The organism is Acidithiobacillus sp. (genome assembly GCF_023256195.1).
GTDB lineage: Bacteria > Pseudomonadota > Gammaproteobacteria > Acidithiobacillales > Acidithiobacillaceae > Acidithiobacillus_A.
Genome location: NZ_JAGDWX010000013.1, coordinates 14,893 through 32,067, shown reverse-complemented (window position 1 = coordinate 32,067; position 17,175 = coordinate 14,893). Strand labels below are relative to the sequence as shown.

The window sequence follows — 17,175 nt, the reverse complement described above, 5'->3', positions numbered from 1 at the left end:
GAGTGTCGCGCTACAACGGGGCATGCCTCAGGTCCGGACCTCGGCGCTGTAACCCTCCGCTTCTACGGCGGCCACGAGCGCTTTGGGGTCGACATCCCCCTGAATGGTGGCCTCGGATGCTTCGAGGCTGACTTCGGCCCGAGTGACGCCAGGGACGGCTTCCAACGCCTCACGCACGGCGCGCACGCAGTGGCCACAGGTCATACCGCGGATGTTCAAGTGCAGTTCCTTCACGATTGCCTCCTCAAAAGCTCTAGTGAAATCTCAGTATCTCGCCCTCGCCGGTCTAGGGATACTGCTCTGCGACCGGCGCCGATGAATGGCCTGCCGTCACGGCTATCTCCGGGAAAGGCTGCAGTCGCCGCAGACGTAGGCTGTTGCTGAGGACGAAGACCGAGGATAAGGCCATGGCCACGCCCGCCGCCATAGGGTTCAGGGTCAACCCCCAGGGTGCCGCAAGCCCTGCGGCGACCGGTATCAGCAAAATATTGTAGAAAAAGGCCCAGAACAGATTGCCGCGGATGTTGGCCAGGGTGTGCCGAGCGACGTCGACGGCAGTGACCACGGCTTCCAGTCGCCCATGGGTCAGGGTCACATCCGCCGCCGCCCGGGCTATATCCGTAGCGCTGGCGAGGGCAATGCCGACATCGGCCGTGGCCAGGGCCGGAGCATCGTTGATGCCGTCACCGACGAAGACGATCTTCTTGCCCGCTTCGCGCAGTTCCCCCACCCGCTTGGCCTTATCCTGGGGCAGCACTCCCGCGTACCAGTGCTGGATACCCAGTTCTCGCGCCACCGCCATGGCGGTGCTCGCCGCATCCCCGGTGATCATCCAGAGCTCGAAACCGCGGCGGCGTAAACTGTCGACCACGCGAACGGCCTCCGGGCGCAAGGGGTCGGCAAAACGGAAGCTGCCCCAGAATCGTTCGTCCAGGGCCAGATAGATCCGGCCATGGGCGGGCATGTCCGCGGTGGTCGTGACGCTGGTCTCGTCCACGACGATGCCCTCGCCACGCAGAAATTCGGCGGAGCCCAGCAAGACCGCGTGGTCTTCTACTCGGGCACGCAGGCCGAGGCCGGGCAGGGCCTGAAAATCCTGCAGCGGCGGCAGGACCAGGCCGTGCTCACGTGCGGCATTGACCAAGGCCTGCCCCAAAGGATGCTCCGAGCCTTGCTCCGCCGCGGCTGCCAGGCGCAGCGCTTGGTCGGGATCGGTTCCGTGGTAGCCCACGAGAACCGGGCGGCCGGTGGTCAGGGTACCGGTTTTGTCGAATATCAGAGTGTTGGCTCGAGCCAGATGCTCCAGAGCCTCACCGGAGCGAAACAGCACCCCCAGCTCCGCCGCCCGCCCGGTACCGACGAGCACGGCAGCGGGAGTCGCGAGGCCCATGGCGCAGGGGCAGGCAACGACGAGCACCGCGACCGCAGCGACCAGCGCCTGGCTGAGATCTCCCGTCAGCGCCAGCCAAGCGCCGAAGCTGAGGGCGGCGGTGAGCAGCACCAGGGGGGTGAAGACCCGCACGACGCGATCCGCGAGCCCCTGAATGGGCAGTTTGCCGCTCTGTGCGTTCTCCACCAGACGGATGATCTGGGCGAGTACGGTATCACCGGTGCGCTTCGTGACCTCGATGACCAGGCGACCATCCCGACACAGGGTGCCGCCCACTACGTTGTCGCCGGGACGGCGGACCTGCGGCAAGGGCTCGCCAGTCAGCATGGCTTCATCCACCTCGGCCCGACCCTCGACCACCCGACCATCGACGGGAATGCGTTCACCCGGGCGCACCAGTACCCGCTGCCCGGGCCGCAGTTCCGCAATGGGGGTCTCATGGGTCTGTCCGGCCTCGTCCAGAACGGCGGCGCTGCGGACCTGCAGCCTGGCCAGCTGGGCTATGGCCGCGGCACTGCGATCCTTCGCTGCCGCCTCCAGATATTTCCCGACGAGGATGGCGGCGACCACGACCGCGGCAGAATCGAAGTAGACATGCCGAGCGGCCGCCGGAAAGATCCCGGGCGTCAGCAATACCAGCAGGCTGTAGAGCCAAGCGGCGCCGGTTCCGGTGGCGACCAGAGAATTCATGTCCGGGGCAAGGTGACGGTAAGCAACCCAGCCGGCCCGAAAAAAACGTCGGCCCGGGCCGAAGAGCACGAAAGTCGTCAAGAACATCTGCAGCCACTCGGAAGCTCGGGGGAAGGGGCTGATGGAGCCGACGAGTCGCTCAAGACCGGGCCACCAGGGCGGTATCATGGCGAGGCAGAGCACGATGAGCGCGGCCCCCGACGCTAGCCACAGCGAGCGCGCCGCCGTTTCGCGCGATGCCTGCAAGCCGGCATCGGCGCCTTTGGTCGGATTCGTGAGGCTTGCCTCGTATCCCGCTTTGCGGATAGCCGCCAGTAAATCCTCGGTCTTTACCATGGTGGGCAGATAGCGGACCGTGGCTTTCTCGGTGGCGAGATTCACACTGGCCTCGAGTACCCCGGGCTGCCGGCGCAAGGCGCGCTCGACCCGGCCCACACAGGACGCACAGGTCATTCCGGCGACGGCGATTTCCGCCTCTTGTACCACCGGCTCGTAACCGCTGGCCTGGACGGCTGCGACGACTGCCGGCGCGGACTGCTGCCCAGGGGTGAAACAGACCTCGGCACGTTCCGTGGCAAGATTCACCTGCGCCGACACTACCCCCGGAAGACGCTCCAGGGCGCGCTCCACTCGACTGCTGCAGGAGGCGCAGGTCATCCCGCGAACGCCGATATCCAGTCGCTCCGTCTCTGCTTCGCTCATGTCGTCATCCCCGCACAGCACACGATGTCGCCATTCTAAACTCTACAAGGCAGTGCAGAGTCAAGGCCCGGGAAACGGAGCCCGCTCCTCTTGGTTCAGCCATGGTGTACACCCCCGATGCGTTCGGGTCCAGCCGCCTGCATGGCCAGCTGAAGCGGCACGCCGCCGACACTCTTCGGACGCTGATCATGGCCGTGGATATGGGCCCGTTCCCTGGACACGACGCCCACCGCGGTCATTTGCCACGGTGCGCAGCGGCTGCTATAACCGCAAGCATTTGGGCAAGGGGGGTGCGGTGATGCGGGAGCAATCTCTGCGAGAAGAGCAGATCAACGCCGTGTCCCACGGTGCGGGGGTGGGGCTTGCATTGGCGGCCTTTGCGCTGCTCGTCGTACCACGCTGGTCGTCCCTGTCGACGCGGGCTCTGCTCGCCCTGGGCCTCTTTCTCCTCACCGCGGCTCTGCTCTATCTGAGCTCTCTCCTGTACCACGCCTGGCGCAGCGGCCCGCAGAAAGAGCGCTTGCAGCTGCTGGACCGTACCGCCATCTACGGCCTCATCGCCGGCACCTACACTCCCGTGAGTCTCCTCATGCTGCGCGGGCCTCTCGGTTGGGGAATCTTTGCGGCAGAGTGGCTGCTGGCCATAATCGGGGCCCTGCTGCTGTGGCGTTTGCGCGAGCGTTTCGCGGCCCTATCTCTGTGGTGGTATCTCGTCATGGGTTGGCTCATTCTGCTGGCGGTCGGCCCTCTGTACCAAGCGGCACCGGGCCTATCCCTGTGGTACCTCGGGGCGGGTGGGCTCGCCTACACGGCGGGCGTGGTTTTCTTTGTGATGGATGCCCGACGCTATTTTCATGCCATTTGGCACCTTTTTGTCCTGGCGGGTACCGCCCTGCAATTCTGGGGTATTTGGCTTGCCGTGAGTTCCTGACGGGCGCCCCATGCGCGCAGTGGCAGCCTCCGGCAAAAATACCCGAGCCCTGTGGGCAGCCACCCTCGGCATGTTTCTGGATGGTTTTGACCTCAGTATCCTGGCCATCGCCCTCCTGCCGCTGAAAAGCCAGTGGCAGCCATCCGCGGCGGATGTGGGCACCCTCATGGCCATGGCCCTGTTGGGTTCTCTGGTGGGCGGTGTGCTGGGTGGATGGGTGACGGATCGTTTTGGCCGCCAGCGTCTGCTGCTGCCCAATGTGATGCTCTACGTGCTCGGGGCCGTCATCAGCGCCCTGAGTCCCGACCTTGGAATCCTGTTCCTCGGACGTTTCGTGACGGGTCTTGCCATCGGTCTCGATTATCCCCTGGTAGCGACCATCGTTGCTGAATACAGCGCCACGGTGCGCCGGGGTCGCGGTTTTGCCTGGGTCAATCTGGCCTGGTTCGGTGGCGCTGTATTTTCTACCGTTCTGGGCCTGATCCTGCTGCCTGTGGGACCGGACTCCTGGCGCTGGATGCTGGCAAGCGCGGTGATACCGGCCGTGGGTCTTTTATGGCTGCGTCGTCGGCTTCCCGAGTCACCGCGCTGGCTGCTGCGACAAGGGCGCAGCAAAGCGGCCGCGGCGGCCCTGCGTGCCCTCGAGCCGGGTCTGGACGAGGACGCCGTGCGTGTCCGCCTGGATGGATTCGGTGCGCAACGCATGTCACTGGCGCCCCTGTGGCAGAAGCGGGCATGGCGCCGTCGGCTGGTCCTCGGTGTGCTACCCTGGTTTTGCCTGGACGTGGTGAGCCTGGGGATTGCGCTCTACCTCCCGAGCGTGTTGCGCAGTACCCAGGTGGCCAGCAGCGATATGGCTGCTGCCGGTATCAATCTTATCTTCGAAATCGTCACGGCCAGCGCCATCGTCTACATTCTGCCCCGGATCGACCGAGTAGGTCGCATTCCTCTGCAGAAAGGGGGGTTTGCTCTGATGGCCGTGGGCCTTGCGATCTTTGCCCTGGGTGTGGCCATGCCCTCGGTGGTGGTTCTCTTTTTCGGCAGCACCCTCTATGCCCTGGGTCTGGGCCTAGGGCCGGCGGTCACCATCTTTGCCCTTGCGGTAGAGATTTTCCCAACGGAGTGGCGGGCAAGTGTGGCCGGTCTGGCCACCTCTGTCTCGCGCCTCGGCGCCGTGTTTTCGGCAGTGCTCTTTCCCATCCTGGAACAGCGTGTGGGTGTTGCCGCATTGCTCATGGCGGTGGCGGCGGTGGCCTGGCTCGGTCGTGCCATCACCGCCCGCTTTGCCGTCGAGAGCAGTGCCCGCAGCCTCGAGGCGTTGGAACGCGAGGCGCTGGAGGCTGCCAAGCCGGGACCTTGACAGATACGCCTTTGCTGACCATCTAAGAGTTCGATGGCGCCACGCCACAAGGTTCGCGCCGAAAGCGTCCTTGCCATTGCCGAGCCGGATAAGCACACCGATGATGTCACCACCCCCCGAAGTACCCACAGAAAGCAAGTCCGTAGGTCCCGAACTCGTCGCCAGGCAGGCTATCATGGGGCGCCATGGCGAGGTCATCGCCTACGAGCTTTTTGCGCGCGACAGCGAAACGATTCTTGCAGATCCATTTCTGGCTTCGGCCAGGGTTCTGGTCAAGGCTTTCAGCTGGTTTCCGGTGGAATCTCTGCTGGGCGGCAAGCCGGCTTTTGTGAATTTCACCGACAGTCTGTTCGACGAGAAGAGTCTCGAACTGTTTCCCGTGCGTCAGATCGTCCCCGAGTTTACCCTCGCGCAGGCGCCCGGGCAGGAGTTCCTGGACAAGATCCTTGCCCTGAAAAAACATGGCTTTCGTCTGGCTCTGGATCGCTTCTCGGGTCTGCCCTGGCAGCTGGCCCTGCTGCCCTTGATGGATTACGTGAAGATCGACCTGTACGAGTCCGCTCCGGCAGACTGGCAGCGCGCTCTGATGCTCATCCGCCGGGCGGGGTCCATCACGGCACACCTTGCTACCGTCGCTACCCGCGTAGAAACCCGAGCATTGGCGCAACAATGCTTCGAGGCGGGCTTTGATTACGCCCAAGGCTATTATTTCATGCGCCCGGAGACCGTCGCGGGAAAGAAGCTCAGCAGCCAGCAACGTGTGGTGTTTCACCTCATCAATCTACTCGCTGCCGAGGGCCCGCTGGAAGAGATTGAGGAAGGATTCCGCCGCGATCCCGCCCTCTCCTATCAGTTGTTACGTTACCTCAATTCTGCAGGACTGCGTCGTGGCGAAACCATCGACAGCATCCGACGCGCCTTGGTGCTGCTGGGACGTCAGCCCCTGCAGCGCTGGCTCACTTTGCTGATGTTCACCACGCAGGGACCTGCGAGGGCGTCGCTTGCACTGCAGGCAAGCACGCGCGCGCGTCTGGCCGAAATCATCCGCGAGAACTCCACCACACTCGACCAGCACCCCGCCGCACTGCATCGCAGCTTCCTGGTCGGCATGCTGTCTCTGCTGGACGCTCTCATGGACCAGCCCATGCCCGATCTCCTGCACGAACTGCATCTGGCCGATGCCCTGCGAGAGGCGCTATTGTCGCGGACTGGAGAGGATGGCCAGATTCTCGCCTTGGTAGAGGCCATCGAGCGCCAGGATGAAGATGCGGCTCAGAAGCTCCGGCAGCGTCTGGGTCTGCCCGACGGTATCCTCGGGCGACTGAGTCTGGATGCGTTGGCCTGGTCTGCAGCCTTGCCCTAGAGTTCTGGCCCAGGTCTGCGGCTATCGCGCGCCCCTTGGGAAATGTCTTGGGTTCGGTGGGTGTCACTCGAAGTTCCAGGTGCGCACGATGCGCAGATCCTGGGGCGGATGCTGCCAAGAGGGCGGCAGAGGCGGGAAGGGTGCTGCCTGCTGCAAAATGTTTTCCACGGCCAGGACGAGATCGCGGTGCTCCCCACCACGTAGGATCTGCACTTGGCGCAGATGACCGGCGGGGTCAATGGTGATGGCGACCACCAATCGACCTTGAGGGACGGCCTGCCCTGCCAGAGTGCCTCCGGCAATTTGGGCCACCCGTCGTTCCCATTCCCTCAGATAGGCGGCGAGCTGCTGTTGCGGGTCCGATGGTGTGGCACTGGGGGCACGCGCCGTTGCGGCGCGCTGCACGGGGAGCCCCTGTCCCGCCGCGGTAACGGGCAAGGCGGGACTGCCCGCGTTGTCGGCAGGTGCCGCCGAGACGAGATCGATCTGAACGTAGGACGAGATGGGTGGAACCCGGGGCAGGGTCAGGGCGCCGGTACCCAAGGCTAGCAGAAAGAGGCTGCCGAGGCACAGGCTGGACAACAGCAGCCAGGGGAAGAGCTGATCCAGGTCACCGGCACCCAGCCCAAAGGACACAGAGCGCAGGATGCGGCGCTTCAGATGCGGCATGGTTTATCGCCCGTCCCGGATACGCCGTCTCGCCGTACCGCAGCGAGGAGGCTGGGACAGCTACCGGTGCCGTGGCGGCTGGGCACGAAAGCGCTCAATCCAGCCAGTCTACGACCTCGATGGCGAAATAGCTGATGATGGCATCGGCGCCGGCGCGCTTGATCGCCAGCAGAGACTCCAGCACGCTGCGCTCGAGTTCCAGAACACCAGCGTCGGCGGCCGCGCGAAGCATACTGTATTCGCCCGACACCTGATAGGCCAGAACGGGGAAATCGCAGCGTTCCCGCAGGTCTCGGAGTATGTCCAGGTAGGGCATGGCGGGCTTGACCATGACCATGTCGGCGCCTTCCTCCAGATCCAGAGCCAGCTCCCGGAAGGCTTCGCGGCGGTTGGCGGGATCCATCTGGTAGGCGCGGCGATCGCCGAAGCTGGGGGCACTGTCGGCGGCGTCGCGAAAGGGACCGTAGAAGGCGCTGGCGTACTTTACCGCGTAGGAGAGGATCGCCACCCGCTCGTAGCGGGCCGCATCCAGGACCTCGCGAATGGCCAGCACCATGCCGTCCACCATGCCCGAGGGAGCGATGACGTCGACGCCGGCCTCGGCATAGGAGAGGGCCTGTCGCTGGAGATTCTCGAGGGTGGCCGGATCGTCGCGATCGCCATCGGCCGCGAGCACCCCGCAATGTCCGTGGTCGGTATATTCGCAGAAGCAGGCGTCGGCGATCACCAGAAGATCCGGATAGCGCTCACGGATGGCGCGGGTGGCGCGTTGGACCAGGCCGTCGCTGGCCCAGGAGGCAGAACCTGCCGCGTCCTTGCACTGCGCGGGCACGACCCCGAAGAGGAGCACTCCGGGGATCCGCCGCGCGACCGCCTCGCCGCAGAGTTTCAGACAAGAGTCGATACTGTGCCGGTACACGCCGGGCATGGACGATATGGCCTCACGTATGCCCTCACCGTCCACCAGAAAGATCGGGAGGAGGAAATCGCTGGCCTGCAGCTGCGTCTCGCGCAGCAGCGAGCGCATGGAAGGACGGCGGCGCAGGCGGCGCGGCTGGTGGCGCGCCATCAGGCGATGTGGCATGGGCAAGGTGGTACTCATCGTTCCGAATCCTCCATGTGCTTGGCCCAATCCCGAAGCGCTTGCAGCAGACCCTGATTGCTGGCCTCGGGAGCCACCCAGGGTGCGGGCAGTCCTTTGGCCGTGACGGCCTCGGCGGTGAGCGGGCTGATGGCGACAATGGGAGTGTTCTTGAGCCAACGCTGCCCCAAGCCCCCTACCATCTGATAGAAGTTGTTGAAAATCTCAGGACTGGTGACCGTCACGGCATGCAGTTCGCCCCGTGCCCAGGCGTGCAGGAGGGGTGTAGGGTTGGCGCCGGGCACGCTGCGTCGGTAACAGTAGACCTTTTCCACCAGCGCGCCGCGCTCGCTCAGGGTGTGCTCCAGCAGCTCCCGTCCTTGGTCGCCTGCGAATATGGCGACTTCCACTCCCTGCACCTCCCGCAAAGCAGGATGCTCCAGCAAACCCTCGGAGCTGAAGCGGTCTGGTACGAGATCGACGCTCAGGCCGAAATCCTTCAGGGCGCGTGCGGTCTCGCGACCGACAGCGGCGACCTGCACGGACTTGGGCCACTCCTGTGCGCGCCCCTGCAGGCGGCTGAGCGCAAACTGGACGGCGTTGCGGCTGCTGAAGATCGCCCACCGAAAGCGCGCCAGCCCATCCAGGGCGGCATCCAGGGATTGCCAGTTTTCCGGCGCCTCGATACGGATGGCCGGAAAGGGAATGGGATGCGCACCGGCCGCTTCCAGCAGAGCGATGAGCTCGGCAGACTGTTCCTTGGGGCGCGTGACCACGACGCCCTTGCCGCGCAGAAGCTCGCTCATGACCGTCTTACCTCGTCGATGATGCCTTGCGCCCCCTGTGCCAGGAGCGCTTGGGCGACGTTTTCTCCCAGGGTCTCGGCTTCGTCACCTATCGCCTCGGCCCGCAGCACTTCGCGCCCATCGGGGCTGGCCACCAGCCCGCGCAGCCGCAGAGTGTCGCCGTCGGCCTGTGCCAGGGCAGCAACGGGCAGGCGGCAGTCGCCGCCGAGGAGGCGATTCATGTGGCGCTCGGCACGGACGCAGCGGCTCGTCAGCACATCGTTCAGGGGCTCGAGCAGGGTGCGGATACGTGCGTCATCGCTACGGATTTCCACGCCGATGGCACCCTGGCCTACCGCCGGGAGCGAGAGCTCGGGCTCCAACACCTGGCGGATCCGATCCGCAAGACCCAGACGTTTGAGACCGGCCGCCGCCAGCACGATACCGTCGTAGTCACCGGCGTCCAGTTTGCGCAGGCGCGTGGCAACGTTGCCGCGCAGGTCCAGTACCACGATTCCGGGGAGACGATGCAGAAGCTGCGCCCGCCGACGCAGACTGGAGCTCCCCACCCGGCCGTCGGGCGGAAGGTCGTCGGGACCCGCAAATTTAGAAGAGACCCAGGCGTCCCGCACGTCTTCCCGCGCCAGAATGGCGGCGATCTCCAGACCCTCCGGCTGCTGCGCCGGTACGTCCTTCATGGAGTGCACCGCCAAGTCCACGACACGCTCCAGCAAGGCGGTCTCGATCTCTTTGACAAAGAGACCCTTGCCTCCAATCTGATGCAGCGGGGCGGCGAGCATCCGGTCCCCCTGCGTGGTCATGGGCACGATCTCAACCTGTATTCCGGGATGCTCGCGCAGCAGGCCCGCGCGCACGTGTTCGGCCTGCCAGAGAGCAAGCGGACTGGCGCGCGTGCCGATACGCAGGGGGGATGTGGAGCTCGAGCGGGACATATCCTGCCGTTTATGCCATGGCGATGCCCCACCTTAGCAGCGCAATGGGGCCTGTCAAGGGATGCCATTGCTTCGGGTAGAGCGCGCAATATACAATTCGCCCATTCTTTCTGGAGATTAGCACATGGAACGCACAACGATATGGATAGCCGCCACCGCTGCGGGAATCTTGGCCCTCGCCGGTTGCGCCAGCAACGTCGGCAGTGGCGCGCCCAAGGCCACCGGACCTGTGGCGCCGGTGGAGTCGGCCGGTACGGCCGCCTACAACGGTGCGGGGATCGGCTCCCAGCAGCTGGATGCCAACGGTCCCATCGGTGGTGCCAACAGTGGGCTCACGGCGGCCGAGCTGGCAGCACTGCCGCAGCATCTGCGGGTGCATTTCGCCTTCAACAGCGACAGCCTGGATGCTCGCGCGCAGGAGATCGCCAGTCAGAATGCCCAGTTCATGATGAACCACGCCCACGTCAAGGTGCGTTTGGAGGGCAACACCGACGATCGCGGCACCCAAGAATACAACCTGGCCTTGGGCGAGCGGCGTGCCGAGGCGGTGAAGCGTTACCTGGAGGCTCAAGGGGTGAGCGCTGCACGCATCAGCACCGTGAGCTTCGGCAAGGACAATCCGCTGTGCAACCAGAACGATGAGAGCTGCTGGGCCAAGAATCGGCGTGTCGATTTTGTCTACAGCGGCGGTTACAACGGCGGATGAGCCAAGGTGGTTAGAGAATGAGAAACACAACCCGACTGCTCCTGGTCCTGGGCCTCTCGGCACTGAGCCCGGTGGCCATGGCGCAGTCTACCAGTGAGCAGTTGCTGCAGTTGCGCCAGGAAGTGTCGGTGCTGCAAGGTGAGGTCAACAGTCTCATCGCCGTGCAGAAGGCCGAGCGAGGCAGCCAGAGCGCCCTCGCCGACCTGGTCAACCGTTCCCAGAGAATGGAGGCGGAGATTCGCGACCTGCGCGGCGAACTGGAGAGCAAGACCCACGCTCTGGAGCAACAGCAAAAAGCGACGCAAGAGCGGCTCAATAGCGTTGCGGCAGCAGTTGCCACCGTGGCGCCGGTCAGCAGCGCGGGCCTCGGCAGCAGCGCTCCCACGGCTTCGGTAGCGTCCGTTGCCCAAACGACCAATACCAGCAGCGCCCTGGCCAGTGCCTTGGGCGGAGCGTCGGAGTCCAGCGTACCGGGTCTGGGACAGGCCGACTATCAGCGCGCCTTCGATCTGCTGCGCGCCGGTAAATACGGCTCAGCGGTGACCGCCCTGCAGGAGTTCATCCGCAAGTATCCCCAGAGCAGTCTGGTGGTCAACGCCTACTACTGGTTGGGTCAGGCGCAGTATGTGCTGGGACAGAACGATGCCGCCATCAAGAGCCTGACTACGGTCGAGACGCAGTACGCTCAGAGCAGTCTGGCACCGGAGGCGATGCTGCGCCTGGCGGAGGTCTACCAGTCCACAGGTCAGTCGGCCAAGGCGCGCGGTGTTCTCAACAAGATACTCAAGCAGTACCCCAGTACACCCTCGGCGCAGAAAGCTCAGGCTCAGTTACAGGCCATGTCGCGCTAGATGTCCCGGCTGCGCGTCAGCGAAATCTTCCACAGCCTGCAGGGTGAGACTAGCGCGTCCGGTGTTCCGGCAACTTTCGTTCGCCTCACGGGCTGTCCGCTGCGCTGCAGGTACTGCGATACGGCTTACGCCTTTCACGGCGGCGAATGGTTGGAGCGGGACCAGGTCCTGGCGCGGGTCGCAGAGCGCGACAATCGCTTGGTGGTCGTCACGGGTGGTGAGCCCTTGGCGCAGCCGGCGGTGCACGACCTCATGACCGCTCTGTGTGACAGCGGGCGCGAGGTCTATCTCGAAACCAGTGGCGCCCTGAGCGTGGTGGACGTCGACCCGCGGGTGGTCAAGATTCTCGATCTGAAAAGCCCGGCATCGGGAGAGTGCGACCGTAACCTCTGGGAAAATCTGGACTATATCAACAGCCGCGATCAGCTCAAGTTCGTGCTCTGCGATCGCAGCGATTACGAGTGGGCACGGACCACCGTGCGCGAGCGTGGGCTCGTCGGCCGCTGTGAGTTGTTGTTCTCGCCGGCCCATGGGGAGTTGAGCCCCAGGGATCTGGCGGAGTGGATTCTCGAAGATCGTCTGCCCGTGCGTCTGCAGATTCAGTTGCATAAGCTCATCTGGGGAGATGTCCCCGGCCACTGAGAGGGCAGCGGGAGGGTTGGCGGCATGGGCGACACCGACAAAGAGGCCATCGTTCTATTATCGGGCGGACTGGATTCTGCCACGGTGCTCGCCATTGCTCGCGAAGCCGGCTTCGCCCTGCACGCCCTATCCTTCGACTACGGTCAACGGCACGCCACGGAGCTTCGGTTTGCACGGAAGCTCGCCGATGCCGCAGGGGTGCGCAGCCACCGTATCCTCAAAATGGATCTACGGGTGTTTGGCGCATCCGCCCTCACGGACGAGCGTATCGCCGTGCCCGAGCGGTCTGGAGAGGCGGGTGTTCCCGTCACCTACGTGCCGGCCCGCAACACTCTGTTTCTTTCCTATGCCCTGGCTTTGGCCGAGGTTCTTGGAATCCAAGACATTTTCATTGGTGTGAACAGTCAGGATTACAGCGGTTACCCCGATTGCAGACCGGAATTCATCCAGCGTTTCCAGGAGCTTGCACAGGTGGCCACCGTACTCGGCGCCGAACGGGGTCAGAGACTCACCATCCATGCCCCGCTGCAATATCTCAGCAAGGCCGAAATCATTGGCAGGGGGCTGGAACTGGGCGTCGACTATGCCCAGACGCGGTCCTGCTATCAACTGGACGCCGAAGGACGTTCCTGTGGTCGCTGTGACAGCTGCCGCCTGCGCCTGGCAGGTTTTGCCGCGCTCGATCGACGGGATCCCGCCCCCTACCGTTGAGTGTCCGGCCTGGTTCGGTCTGCGGTCCTGGCGGCGGCGGACGCGAGACCGAGCCCGGGCGGACTGACACCGAGCCGCTTTCCACGGCTTCGGTCCGTCACCAGGGGCCGCGTCAGTGTGACCAGGCCGGCTGGCTGTCCTCGCCCGCTGCGCCACGCAATATCGCCAAGGTCTTGCCATCGACGCTCGCCTCGGCGAGGACCTTGCGACCACCGCGTTGGGTGCCGTACAGAATCATCTGACCGTTACCGGCAAAGCTTGGGTGATCGCAGTTACCTTGCGCGTCCAGGACACGAAGGTCGCTGCCATCGGCCCGCATCACCGCCAAGGCATAGACACCACCGGTGCGGTGAATGAAGGCGATGTCCTGACCCGTGGGCGAATAGACGGGGCTGGCGTTGTAGTTGCCGGAAAAGGTCAGCCGATGGACCTCTCCTCCAGCCACATCCATGGAATAGATCTGGGGGCTGCCGGCGCGATCGGATACAAAAACCAGATGCTGGCCGTCGGGCGCCCAACTGGGTGAGGTATTGATGGCGCTGCCGTGGGTCAGCTGTCGGCGTTGACCGGTGGCGAGATCGACGACGTAGAGGTTGGTCGCTCCGCCTTGGGCGCGGGCATAGGCCAGCTCTCGACCGTTGGGCGAGAAGGCCGGCGCGCTGACGATCTCACCGCCCGGAGCGACGGCCTGACGCTGCCCCGTGGCCAGATTTTGGATGTAGATGATGGCGCGCGCGTCGTGATAGGTGACGTAGGCCAAACGGTGGTTATCCGGCGACCACACCGGCGAAAAAACCGGCATCCGGCCGCGTACGACGGGGTGCGGGTTCCAACCATCGGACTCGGCCACCAGCAAGGTATATTCGTTGCCTATCTGGCGCACGTAGGCGATGCGCGCGGCAAAAGGTCCCGCCTTGCCAGTGAAGGCCTGGTAGATGAGATCGGCAACGTGATGCGCTGTCATGTGCAGCTCCGCTGGCGAACAGGTATAGCGGCGGGCGGCCAGTTCCTGTCCGGTCTGCACGTTGTAGACGTAGACCTGCACCACGTAATCGCCGTTGGCCTGTTTCTGGGTGTCACCGATGGCGAGGCCTGTCGCACCGATGCCGCTCCAACTGCTCGCCTTGACTTCGATGGGCTGGTGCGGGTCGCCAGGATAACTGCCGGGAGCGAGAACCCGGAAGAGTCCGCTGTGACTGAGATCGCTGCGGATGACTTCCGCCACACTGGGTTGACCGGGTAGGCCGGGTCCAAAGGACGGTATGGCGATGGGCAGAGCCGAGGACACACTTTTGGTCACGTCGACGGTGAGTGCGGCCTGCGCCACGGGATTCCAGAAAAACCCCAGGCCAAAGGTCAGAAGCAGAATCCACAGACGTCTAGCCATGATTGAGTTCCTCAGCGTTGAATTTGATGTCGACTTCCTTGTAGAGATTGTACGACAAGCCCAGGGGCGGCACGAAGGGGGCGGCCTGCTCCACGGCGTTGACCACGGCGCGGTCAAACTGAGGATTGCCGCTGGAGCGCAGGATCTGCGGCGAGCCGATGATCGCGCCGGTGGGACTGAGGCGGATCTGCACGACACAGGAGAGTGCGGCGGCAAAGTTGGTGTCCCACTTGCTGTAGACCCTTCTCTGGACCTGCTGGCTGAACAGGGCGATGAGCTTTTGGTTTTCTGCTGCCTGGGCGGCGCGCGCGGCCGCTATGTTGGCTTCCGCCTGGAGCTTGGCCTGCGCCTCCATGCGTTCGCGCAGGGCCTTGGCGCGCGCTGCCTCGGCAGCTTTGGCCGCCTGTTCGGCCAGTTCCTTCCTGAGCTGGGCGGCACGCTCGGCAGCGGCCTTTTCCGCAGCCGCTTTTTCTGCCGCGGCCTTCTCTGCTGCGGCCTTTTCCGCGGCCGCCTTCTCTGCCGCCGCTTTTTCTGCCGCGGCCTTCTGCTCCGCCGCCTTTGCTTTCGCCTCGCGCTCTGCCGCACGTTGCGCGGCGCGTTTCTTGGCGGCGAGTTCTTCGGCGTGCTTCTCCGCAGCGGCGCGCTGCGCCGTCAGTTCTGCCGCTTGTTTCTGCTCTTCCAGGCGCTTCTGGGCTGCCTCTGCCTGCTTTTGTGGTTGGACTTGTGGCTTCGGTTTCGGCTCTGGCTCAGGCTGTGGTTTGGGTTCCGCTTTGGGCGGCGGTGTGGGGGCCGGTTTCGGCGTGGGCTGTGCTTGGGTAGTGGGGGTCGGCTTCACCGGCGTTTTCGCCGGTGCCGTAGTCGCCGGGGTCGCGGCGGAGCTGACCAACTGCGCCTGCATGGGTGTGGATCCGGCACTGGGAATATTGACGTGGAAGGTCCAGAACAAGGCCGCGAGCAACGCGGCATTGAGCAGGATGGCCAGGATCAGTGGCGCTGTGCGCGGCTCCCGTTTCAATGTCCCTCCGGGCGTGTCAACAGGCCCACCTTGGCAATCCCCGCCTGCTGCAGACGAGCCATGACCGCCATGACCTTGCCGTAGTCCACCGCGGCGTCCCCACCCACCAGGACCTGCGTGCTGCCACTATGACCGTGACTCAAACGTTCCACGACCTGCGCCAGATCGTCCAGTTTCACCGCCTGGTGGGTATCCTTATACTGCAGGAACAGCTTACCGCTACGGCTGACGGAAATGACGATGGGCGGGGTCTTGTCCGGTACGGGTTTGCTGACGCCTTTGGGCAGGTTCACGTTCACGCCCTGGGTCAGCAGTGGTGCCGAGAGCATGAAGATCACCAGCAGTACCAAGGAGACGTCGATATAGGGGACGACGTTCATTTCCGCCAGTAGTCGCCTTCGCTTCACGGTTTCGCCTCCGGGGTCTGCCGGTGCAGGATGTTGGTGAACTCATCCATGAAGACCTCATAATGGGAGTCCAGTTCATCCAGCCGGTGCACGAAGCGGTTGTAGAAGAAGGTCGCGGGGATGGCGGCGAAGAGGCCGGCCAGGGTCGCAATGAGCGCCTCGGCCACTGGAGGCGCTACCGTCGCCAGCGTCGCCTGCTGGGCGGCGCCGATGTTCATGAAGGTCGTCATGATGCCCCACACCGTGCCCAGCAGACCGACGAAGGGGGCTACCGAAGAGATGGATGCCAGCAGCGGTAGATTCCCCTCCAACTGACCTACCTCGCGGATCTGGGCACCGCGCATGGCGCGTCGGGCCGCATCCAGGGCGTCGGCTCCGCGTACCTGCTTGCGCTGTCGTTGGAACTCCTCGTAGCCGGCACAGAAGATGGCCCCAGCACCCGTCTCCAGTTGTGGGTTGCCCGTCACCTGCTGGTAGATCTGGGCCATCTCACCACCACTCCAGAAGCGTTTCTCGAAGCGTTTCAGTGCCCGTTGGGCGTGGGCAAAGACCAGGGCCTTCTGGAAGATGACGTACCAGGAGGCGACGGAGGCGACGAGCAGGAGCACGAGGATGGCCTGCACCACCCAGCTGGCGTTGAGCACCAGGTGCGTTAGGGAGAGGGATTCGGCGGCGGCAATACTGTGTTGGGGGTCCATAGAGTCTCACTGAGTAGAAATATCGGAAAAAACCACGCGCAGGGCCTTGGGGATGGGGGTCGGACGGAAGCTGTCGGCGCGCAGCGAAACGACCTCGATGTCGCCGCGGCAGAGTAGACCCCGCTCACAGCGCACCTCCTGCACAAAAAAGGTGCGCGTGGGGCTCTGTCGCTGAACGCGGGTCAGAATGTCTAACAGATCGTTGAAACGAGCCGGTGCCAGGTAGTCGAGGTCGGCCCGGCGCACGGCAAAGACCACGCCCTCGTCCCGCTCCAGGGCATCCAGAGAAAAGCCCAGTGTCCTCAACATCTCCGTTCGCGCGCGCTCCATGAAGCGCAGATAATTGGCATGATACACGACCCCGCCGTGATCCGTATCTTCATAATATACGCGCACTTGGTGACGTCCCAGGAAGCCTGCCTCAGACATCGAAGAGGTCCCCGCTGCGTTCGGTCGAGACCGTGTCCGGGGCCGGCAGCCCCAGAGCGAGGTAGCTCTGCTGGGTCGCGCAGCGCCCACGCGGGGTGCGTATCAGGTAGCCTCTCTGGATGAGAAAGGGCTCGAGCACTTCCTCGATGGTGCCTCGTTCCTCGCCAATGGCCGCGGCCAAGCTGTCCACCCCCACCGGACCACCGCCAAAGCGCTGGATCACCGCCTGCAGCAGCTTGCGATCCTGGCCATCGAAACCGTACTCATCCACCTCCATGAGTCGCAAGGCGGCCTGTGCCGTGGCCTCGTCGATGACGCCCCGACCGCGCACCTGGGCGTAGTCCCGAACCCGCCGCAGCAGGCGGTTGGCAATGCGGGGGGTGCCGCGGGAGCGGCGGGCGTTCT

The 17,175-nt window shown here is 64.4% G+C and carries 20 protein-coding genes; 7 read left to right on the top strand and 13 right to left on the bottom strand.

Features of this window, described 5'->3' with window-relative positions; all coding sequences use genetic code 11:
- Positions 1–27 precede the first annotated feature (27 nt).
- The 3 genes from Q0C23_RS02510 to Q0C23_RS02500 form a co-directional block, all read right to left on the bottom strand.
- Positions 28–234: a heavy-metal-associated domain-containing protein gene (locus tag Q0C23_RS02510; RefSeq protein ID WP_291510804.1), complete on the bottom strand. Its 207-nt coding sequence runs from the start codon at positions 232–234 to the stop codon at positions 28–30.
- A gap of 52 nt (positions 235–286) precedes the next feature.
- Positions 287–2,782: a heavy metal translocating P-type ATPase gene (locus Q0C23_RS02505; RefSeq protein ID WP_291510803.1), complete on the bottom strand. Its 2,496-nt coding sequence runs from the start codon at positions 2,780–2,782 to the stop codon at positions 287–289.
- Positions 2,783–2,877: 95 nt separating this feature from the next.
- Positions 2,878–3,003: a hypothetical protein gene (locus tag Q0C23_RS02500; protein ID WP_291510802.1), complete on the bottom strand. Its 126-nt coding sequence runs from the start codon at positions 3,001–3,003 to the stop codon at positions 2,878–2,880.
- A 77-nt stretch (positions 3,004–3,080) separates the two neighbouring features.
- Between Q0C23_RS02500 and Q0C23_RS02495 the strand changes: the two genes are divergently transcribed.
- From Q0C23_RS02495 to Q0C23_RS02485, 3 genes are all read left to right on the top strand, one after another.
- Complete coding sequence (locus Q0C23_RS02495; RefSeq protein WP_291510908.1) at positions 3,081–3,713, top strand: hemolysin III family protein; 633 nt, start codon at positions 3,081–3,083, stop codon at positions 3,711–3,713.
- A gap of 10 nt (positions 3,714–3,723) precedes the next feature.
- A complete protein-coding gene (locus Q0C23_RS02490; protein ID WP_291510801.1) occupies positions 3,724–5,073 on the top strand; it encodes an MFS transporter in 1,350 nt (449 codons plus the stop codon).
- Positions 5,074–5,248: 175 nt separating this feature from the next.
- On the top strand, positions 5,249–6,436 hold the full coding sequence (locus Q0C23_RS02485; RefSeq protein WP_291510800.1) for an EAL and HDOD domain-containing protein: 1,188 nt from the start codon (positions 5,249–5,251) through the stop codon (positions 6,434–6,436).
- 63 nt (positions 6,437–6,499) lie between these two features.
- Here the strand turns inward: Q0C23_RS02485 and Q0C23_RS02480 are convergent, their stop codons facing one another.
- The 4 genes from Q0C23_RS02480 to hemC all read right to left on the bottom strand — a co-directional run bounded on the left by Q0C23_RS02480 (position 6,500) and on the right by hemC (position 9,924).
- Positions 6,500–7,105, bottom strand: coding sequence for an energy transducer TonB (locus tag Q0C23_RS02480; RefSeq protein ID WP_291510799.1), 606 nt, complete (start codon positions 7,103–7,105; stop codon positions 6,500–6,502).
- 94 nt (positions 7,106–7,199) lie between these two features.
- Positions 7,200–8,207, bottom strand: coding sequence for a porphobilinogen synthase (hemB, locus tag Q0C23_RS02475; protein WP_291510798.1), 1,008 nt, complete (start codon positions 8,205–8,207; stop codon positions 7,200–7,202).
- Positions 8,204–8,992 carry a uroporphyrinogen-III synthase gene (locus Q0C23_RS02470; protein ID WP_291510797.1) on the bottom strand — a complete coding sequence of 263 codons (789 nt, stop codon included), beginning with the start codon at positions 8,990–8,992 and terminating at the stop codon, positions 8,204–8,206. The genes hemB and Q0C23_RS02470 overlap by 4 nt, the downstream gene beginning before the upstream one ends.
- On the bottom strand, positions 8,989–9,924 hold the full coding sequence (hemC, locus tag Q0C23_RS02465) for a hydroxymethylbilane synthase (RefSeq protein ID WP_291510796.1): 936 nt from the start codon (positions 9,922–9,924) through the stop codon (positions 8,989–8,991). The genes Q0C23_RS02470 and hemC overlap by 4 nt, the downstream gene beginning before the upstream one ends.
- 124 nt (positions 9,925–10,048) lie before the next feature.
- On the opposite strand from hemC, the gene pal reads away from it, so the two are divergent.
- The 4 genes from pal to queC are packed head-to-tail and all read left to right on the top strand — an operon-like array spanning position 10,049 to position 12,834.
- The gene (pal, locus tag Q0C23_RS02460; protein WP_291510795.1) at positions 10,049–10,630 is read left to right on the top strand and encodes a peptidoglycan-associated lipoprotein Pal; all 582 of its coding nucleotides are present in this window, start codon (positions 10,049–10,051) and stop codon (positions 10,628–10,630) included.
- A 17-nt stretch (positions 10,631–10,647) separates the two neighbouring features.
- A complete protein-coding gene (gene ybgF, locus Q0C23_RS02455) occupies positions 10,648–11,481 on the top strand; it encodes a tol-pal system protein YbgF (protein WP_291510794.1) in 834 nt (277 codons plus the stop codon).
- Positions 11,482–12,123 (top strand): 7-carboxy-7-deazaguanine synthase QueE, encoded by a 642-nt coding sequence (queE, locus tag Q0C23_RS02450; RefSeq protein WP_291510793.1) that lies wholly within the window; start codon positions 11,482–11,484, stop codon positions 12,121–12,123.
- Positions 12,124–12,147: 24 nt separating this feature from the next.
- Positions 12,148–12,834, top strand: a complete 687-nt coding sequence (gene queC / locus Q0C23_RS02445) for a 7-cyano-7-deazaguanine synthase QueC (protein ID WP_291510792.1) — start codon at positions 12,148–12,150, stop codon at positions 12,832–12,834.
- Between the two features lie 112 nt (positions 12,835–12,946).
- Here queC and tolB read toward each other — a convergent pair whose 3' ends face one another.
- The 6 genes from tolB to Q0C23_RS02415 all read right to left on the bottom strand — a co-directional run.
- A complete protein-coding gene (tolB, locus tag Q0C23_RS02440) occupies positions 12,947–14,221 on the bottom strand; it encodes a Tol-Pal system beta propeller repeat protein TolB (protein ID WP_291510791.1) in 1,275 nt (424 codons plus the stop codon).
- On the bottom strand, positions 14,214–15,236 hold the full coding sequence (gene tolA / locus Q0C23_RS02435; protein WP_291510790.1) for a cell envelope integrity protein TolA: 1,023 nt from the start codon (positions 15,234–15,236) through the stop codon (positions 14,214–14,216). Before tolA ends, tolB begins: the two co-directional genes overlap by 8 nt.
- The gene (tolR, locus tag Q0C23_RS02430; RefSeq protein ID WP_291510789.1) at positions 15,233–15,643 is read right to left on the bottom strand and encodes a protein TolR; all 411 of its coding nucleotides are present in this window, start codon (positions 15,641–15,643) and stop codon (positions 15,233–15,235) included. Before tolR ends, tolA begins: the two co-directional genes overlap by 4 nt.
- Complete coding sequence (tolQ, locus tag Q0C23_RS02425) at positions 15,640–16,341, bottom strand: protein TolQ (protein ID WP_291510788.1); 702 nt, start codon at positions 16,339–16,341, stop codon at positions 15,640–15,642. The genes tolR and tolQ overlap by 4 nt, the downstream gene beginning before the upstream one ends.
- A gap of 6 nt (positions 16,342–16,347) precedes the next feature.
- Positions 16,348–16,770, bottom strand: a complete 423-nt coding sequence (gene ybgC / locus Q0C23_RS02420) for a tol-pal system-associated acyl-CoA thioesterase (protein ID WP_291510787.1) — start codon at positions 16,768–16,770, stop codon at positions 16,348–16,350.
- On the bottom strand, positions 16,763–17,175 hold a 413-nt coding region (locus Q0C23_RS02415), incomplete at its 5' end, for a Holliday junction DNA helicase RuvB C-terminal domain-containing protein (RefSeq protein WP_291510786.1). The genes Q0C23_RS02415 and ybgC, both read right to left, overlap by 8 nt.

What these genes read in the sequence shown, in the direction of transcription:
- queE (WP_291510793.1), top strand. Translation starts at nt 11,482, where the DNA reads ATGTCCCGGCTGCGCGTCAGCGAAATCTTCCACAGCCTGCAGGGTGAG.
- Q0C23_RS02480 (WP_291510799.1), bottom strand. Translation starts at nt 7,105, where the DNA reads ATGCCGCATCTGAAGCGCCGCATCCTGCGCTCTGTGTCCTTTGGGCTG.
- Q0C23_RS02495 (WP_291510908.1), top strand. Translation starts at nt 3,081, where the DNA reads ATGCGGGAGCAATCTCTGCGAGAAGAGCAGATCAACGCCGTGTCCCAC.
- Q0C23_RS02505 (WP_291510803.1), bottom strand. Translation starts at nt 2,782, where the DNA reads ATGAGCGAAGCAGAGACGGAGCGACTGGATATCGGCGTTCGCGGGATG.
- pal (WP_291510795.1), top strand. Translation starts at nt 10,049, where the DNA reads ATGGAACGCACAACGATATGGATAGCCGCCACCGCTGCGGGAATCTTG.
- Q0C23_RS02490 (WP_291510801.1), top strand. Translation starts at nt 3,724, where the DNA reads ATGCGCGCAGTGGCAGCCTCCGGCAAAAATACCCGAGCCCTGTGGGCA.
- hemC (WP_291510796.1), bottom strand. Translation starts at nt 9,924, where the DNA reads ATGTCCCGCTCGAGCTCCACATCCCCCCTGCGTATCGGCACGCGCGCC.
- queC (WP_291510792.1), top strand. Translation starts at nt 12,148, where the DNA reads ATGGGCGACACCGACAAAGAGGCCATCGTTCTATTATCGGGCGGACTG.
- Q0C23_RS02485 (WP_291510800.1), top strand. Translation starts at nt 5,249, where the DNA reads ATGGGGCGCCATGGCGAGGTCATCGCCTACGAGCTTTTTGCGCGCGAC.
- ybgC (WP_291510787.1), bottom strand. Translation starts at nt 16,770, where the DNA reads ATGTCTGAGGCAGGCTTCCTGGGACGTCACCAAGTGCGCGTATATTAT.
- tolB (WP_291510791.1), bottom strand. Translation starts at nt 14,221, where the DNA reads ATGGCTAGACGTCTGTGGATTCTGCTTCTGACCTTTGGCCTGGGGTTT.
- hemB (WP_291510798.1), bottom strand. Translation starts at nt 8,207, where the DNA reads ATGAGTACCACCTTGCCCATGCCACATCGCCTGATGGCGCGCCACCAG.
- ybgF (WP_291510794.1), top strand. Translation starts at nt 10,648, where the DNA reads ATGAGAAACACAACCCGACTGCTCCTGGTCCTGGGCCTCTCGGCACTG.
- tolQ (WP_291510788.1), bottom strand. Translation starts at nt 16,341, where the DNA reads ATGGACCCCCAACACAGTATTGCCGCCGCCGAATCCCTCTCCCTAACG.
- Q0C23_RS02470 (WP_291510797.1), bottom strand. Translation starts at nt 8,992, where the DNA reads ATGAGCGAGCTTCTGCGCGGCAAGGGCGTCGTGGTCACGCGCCCCAAG.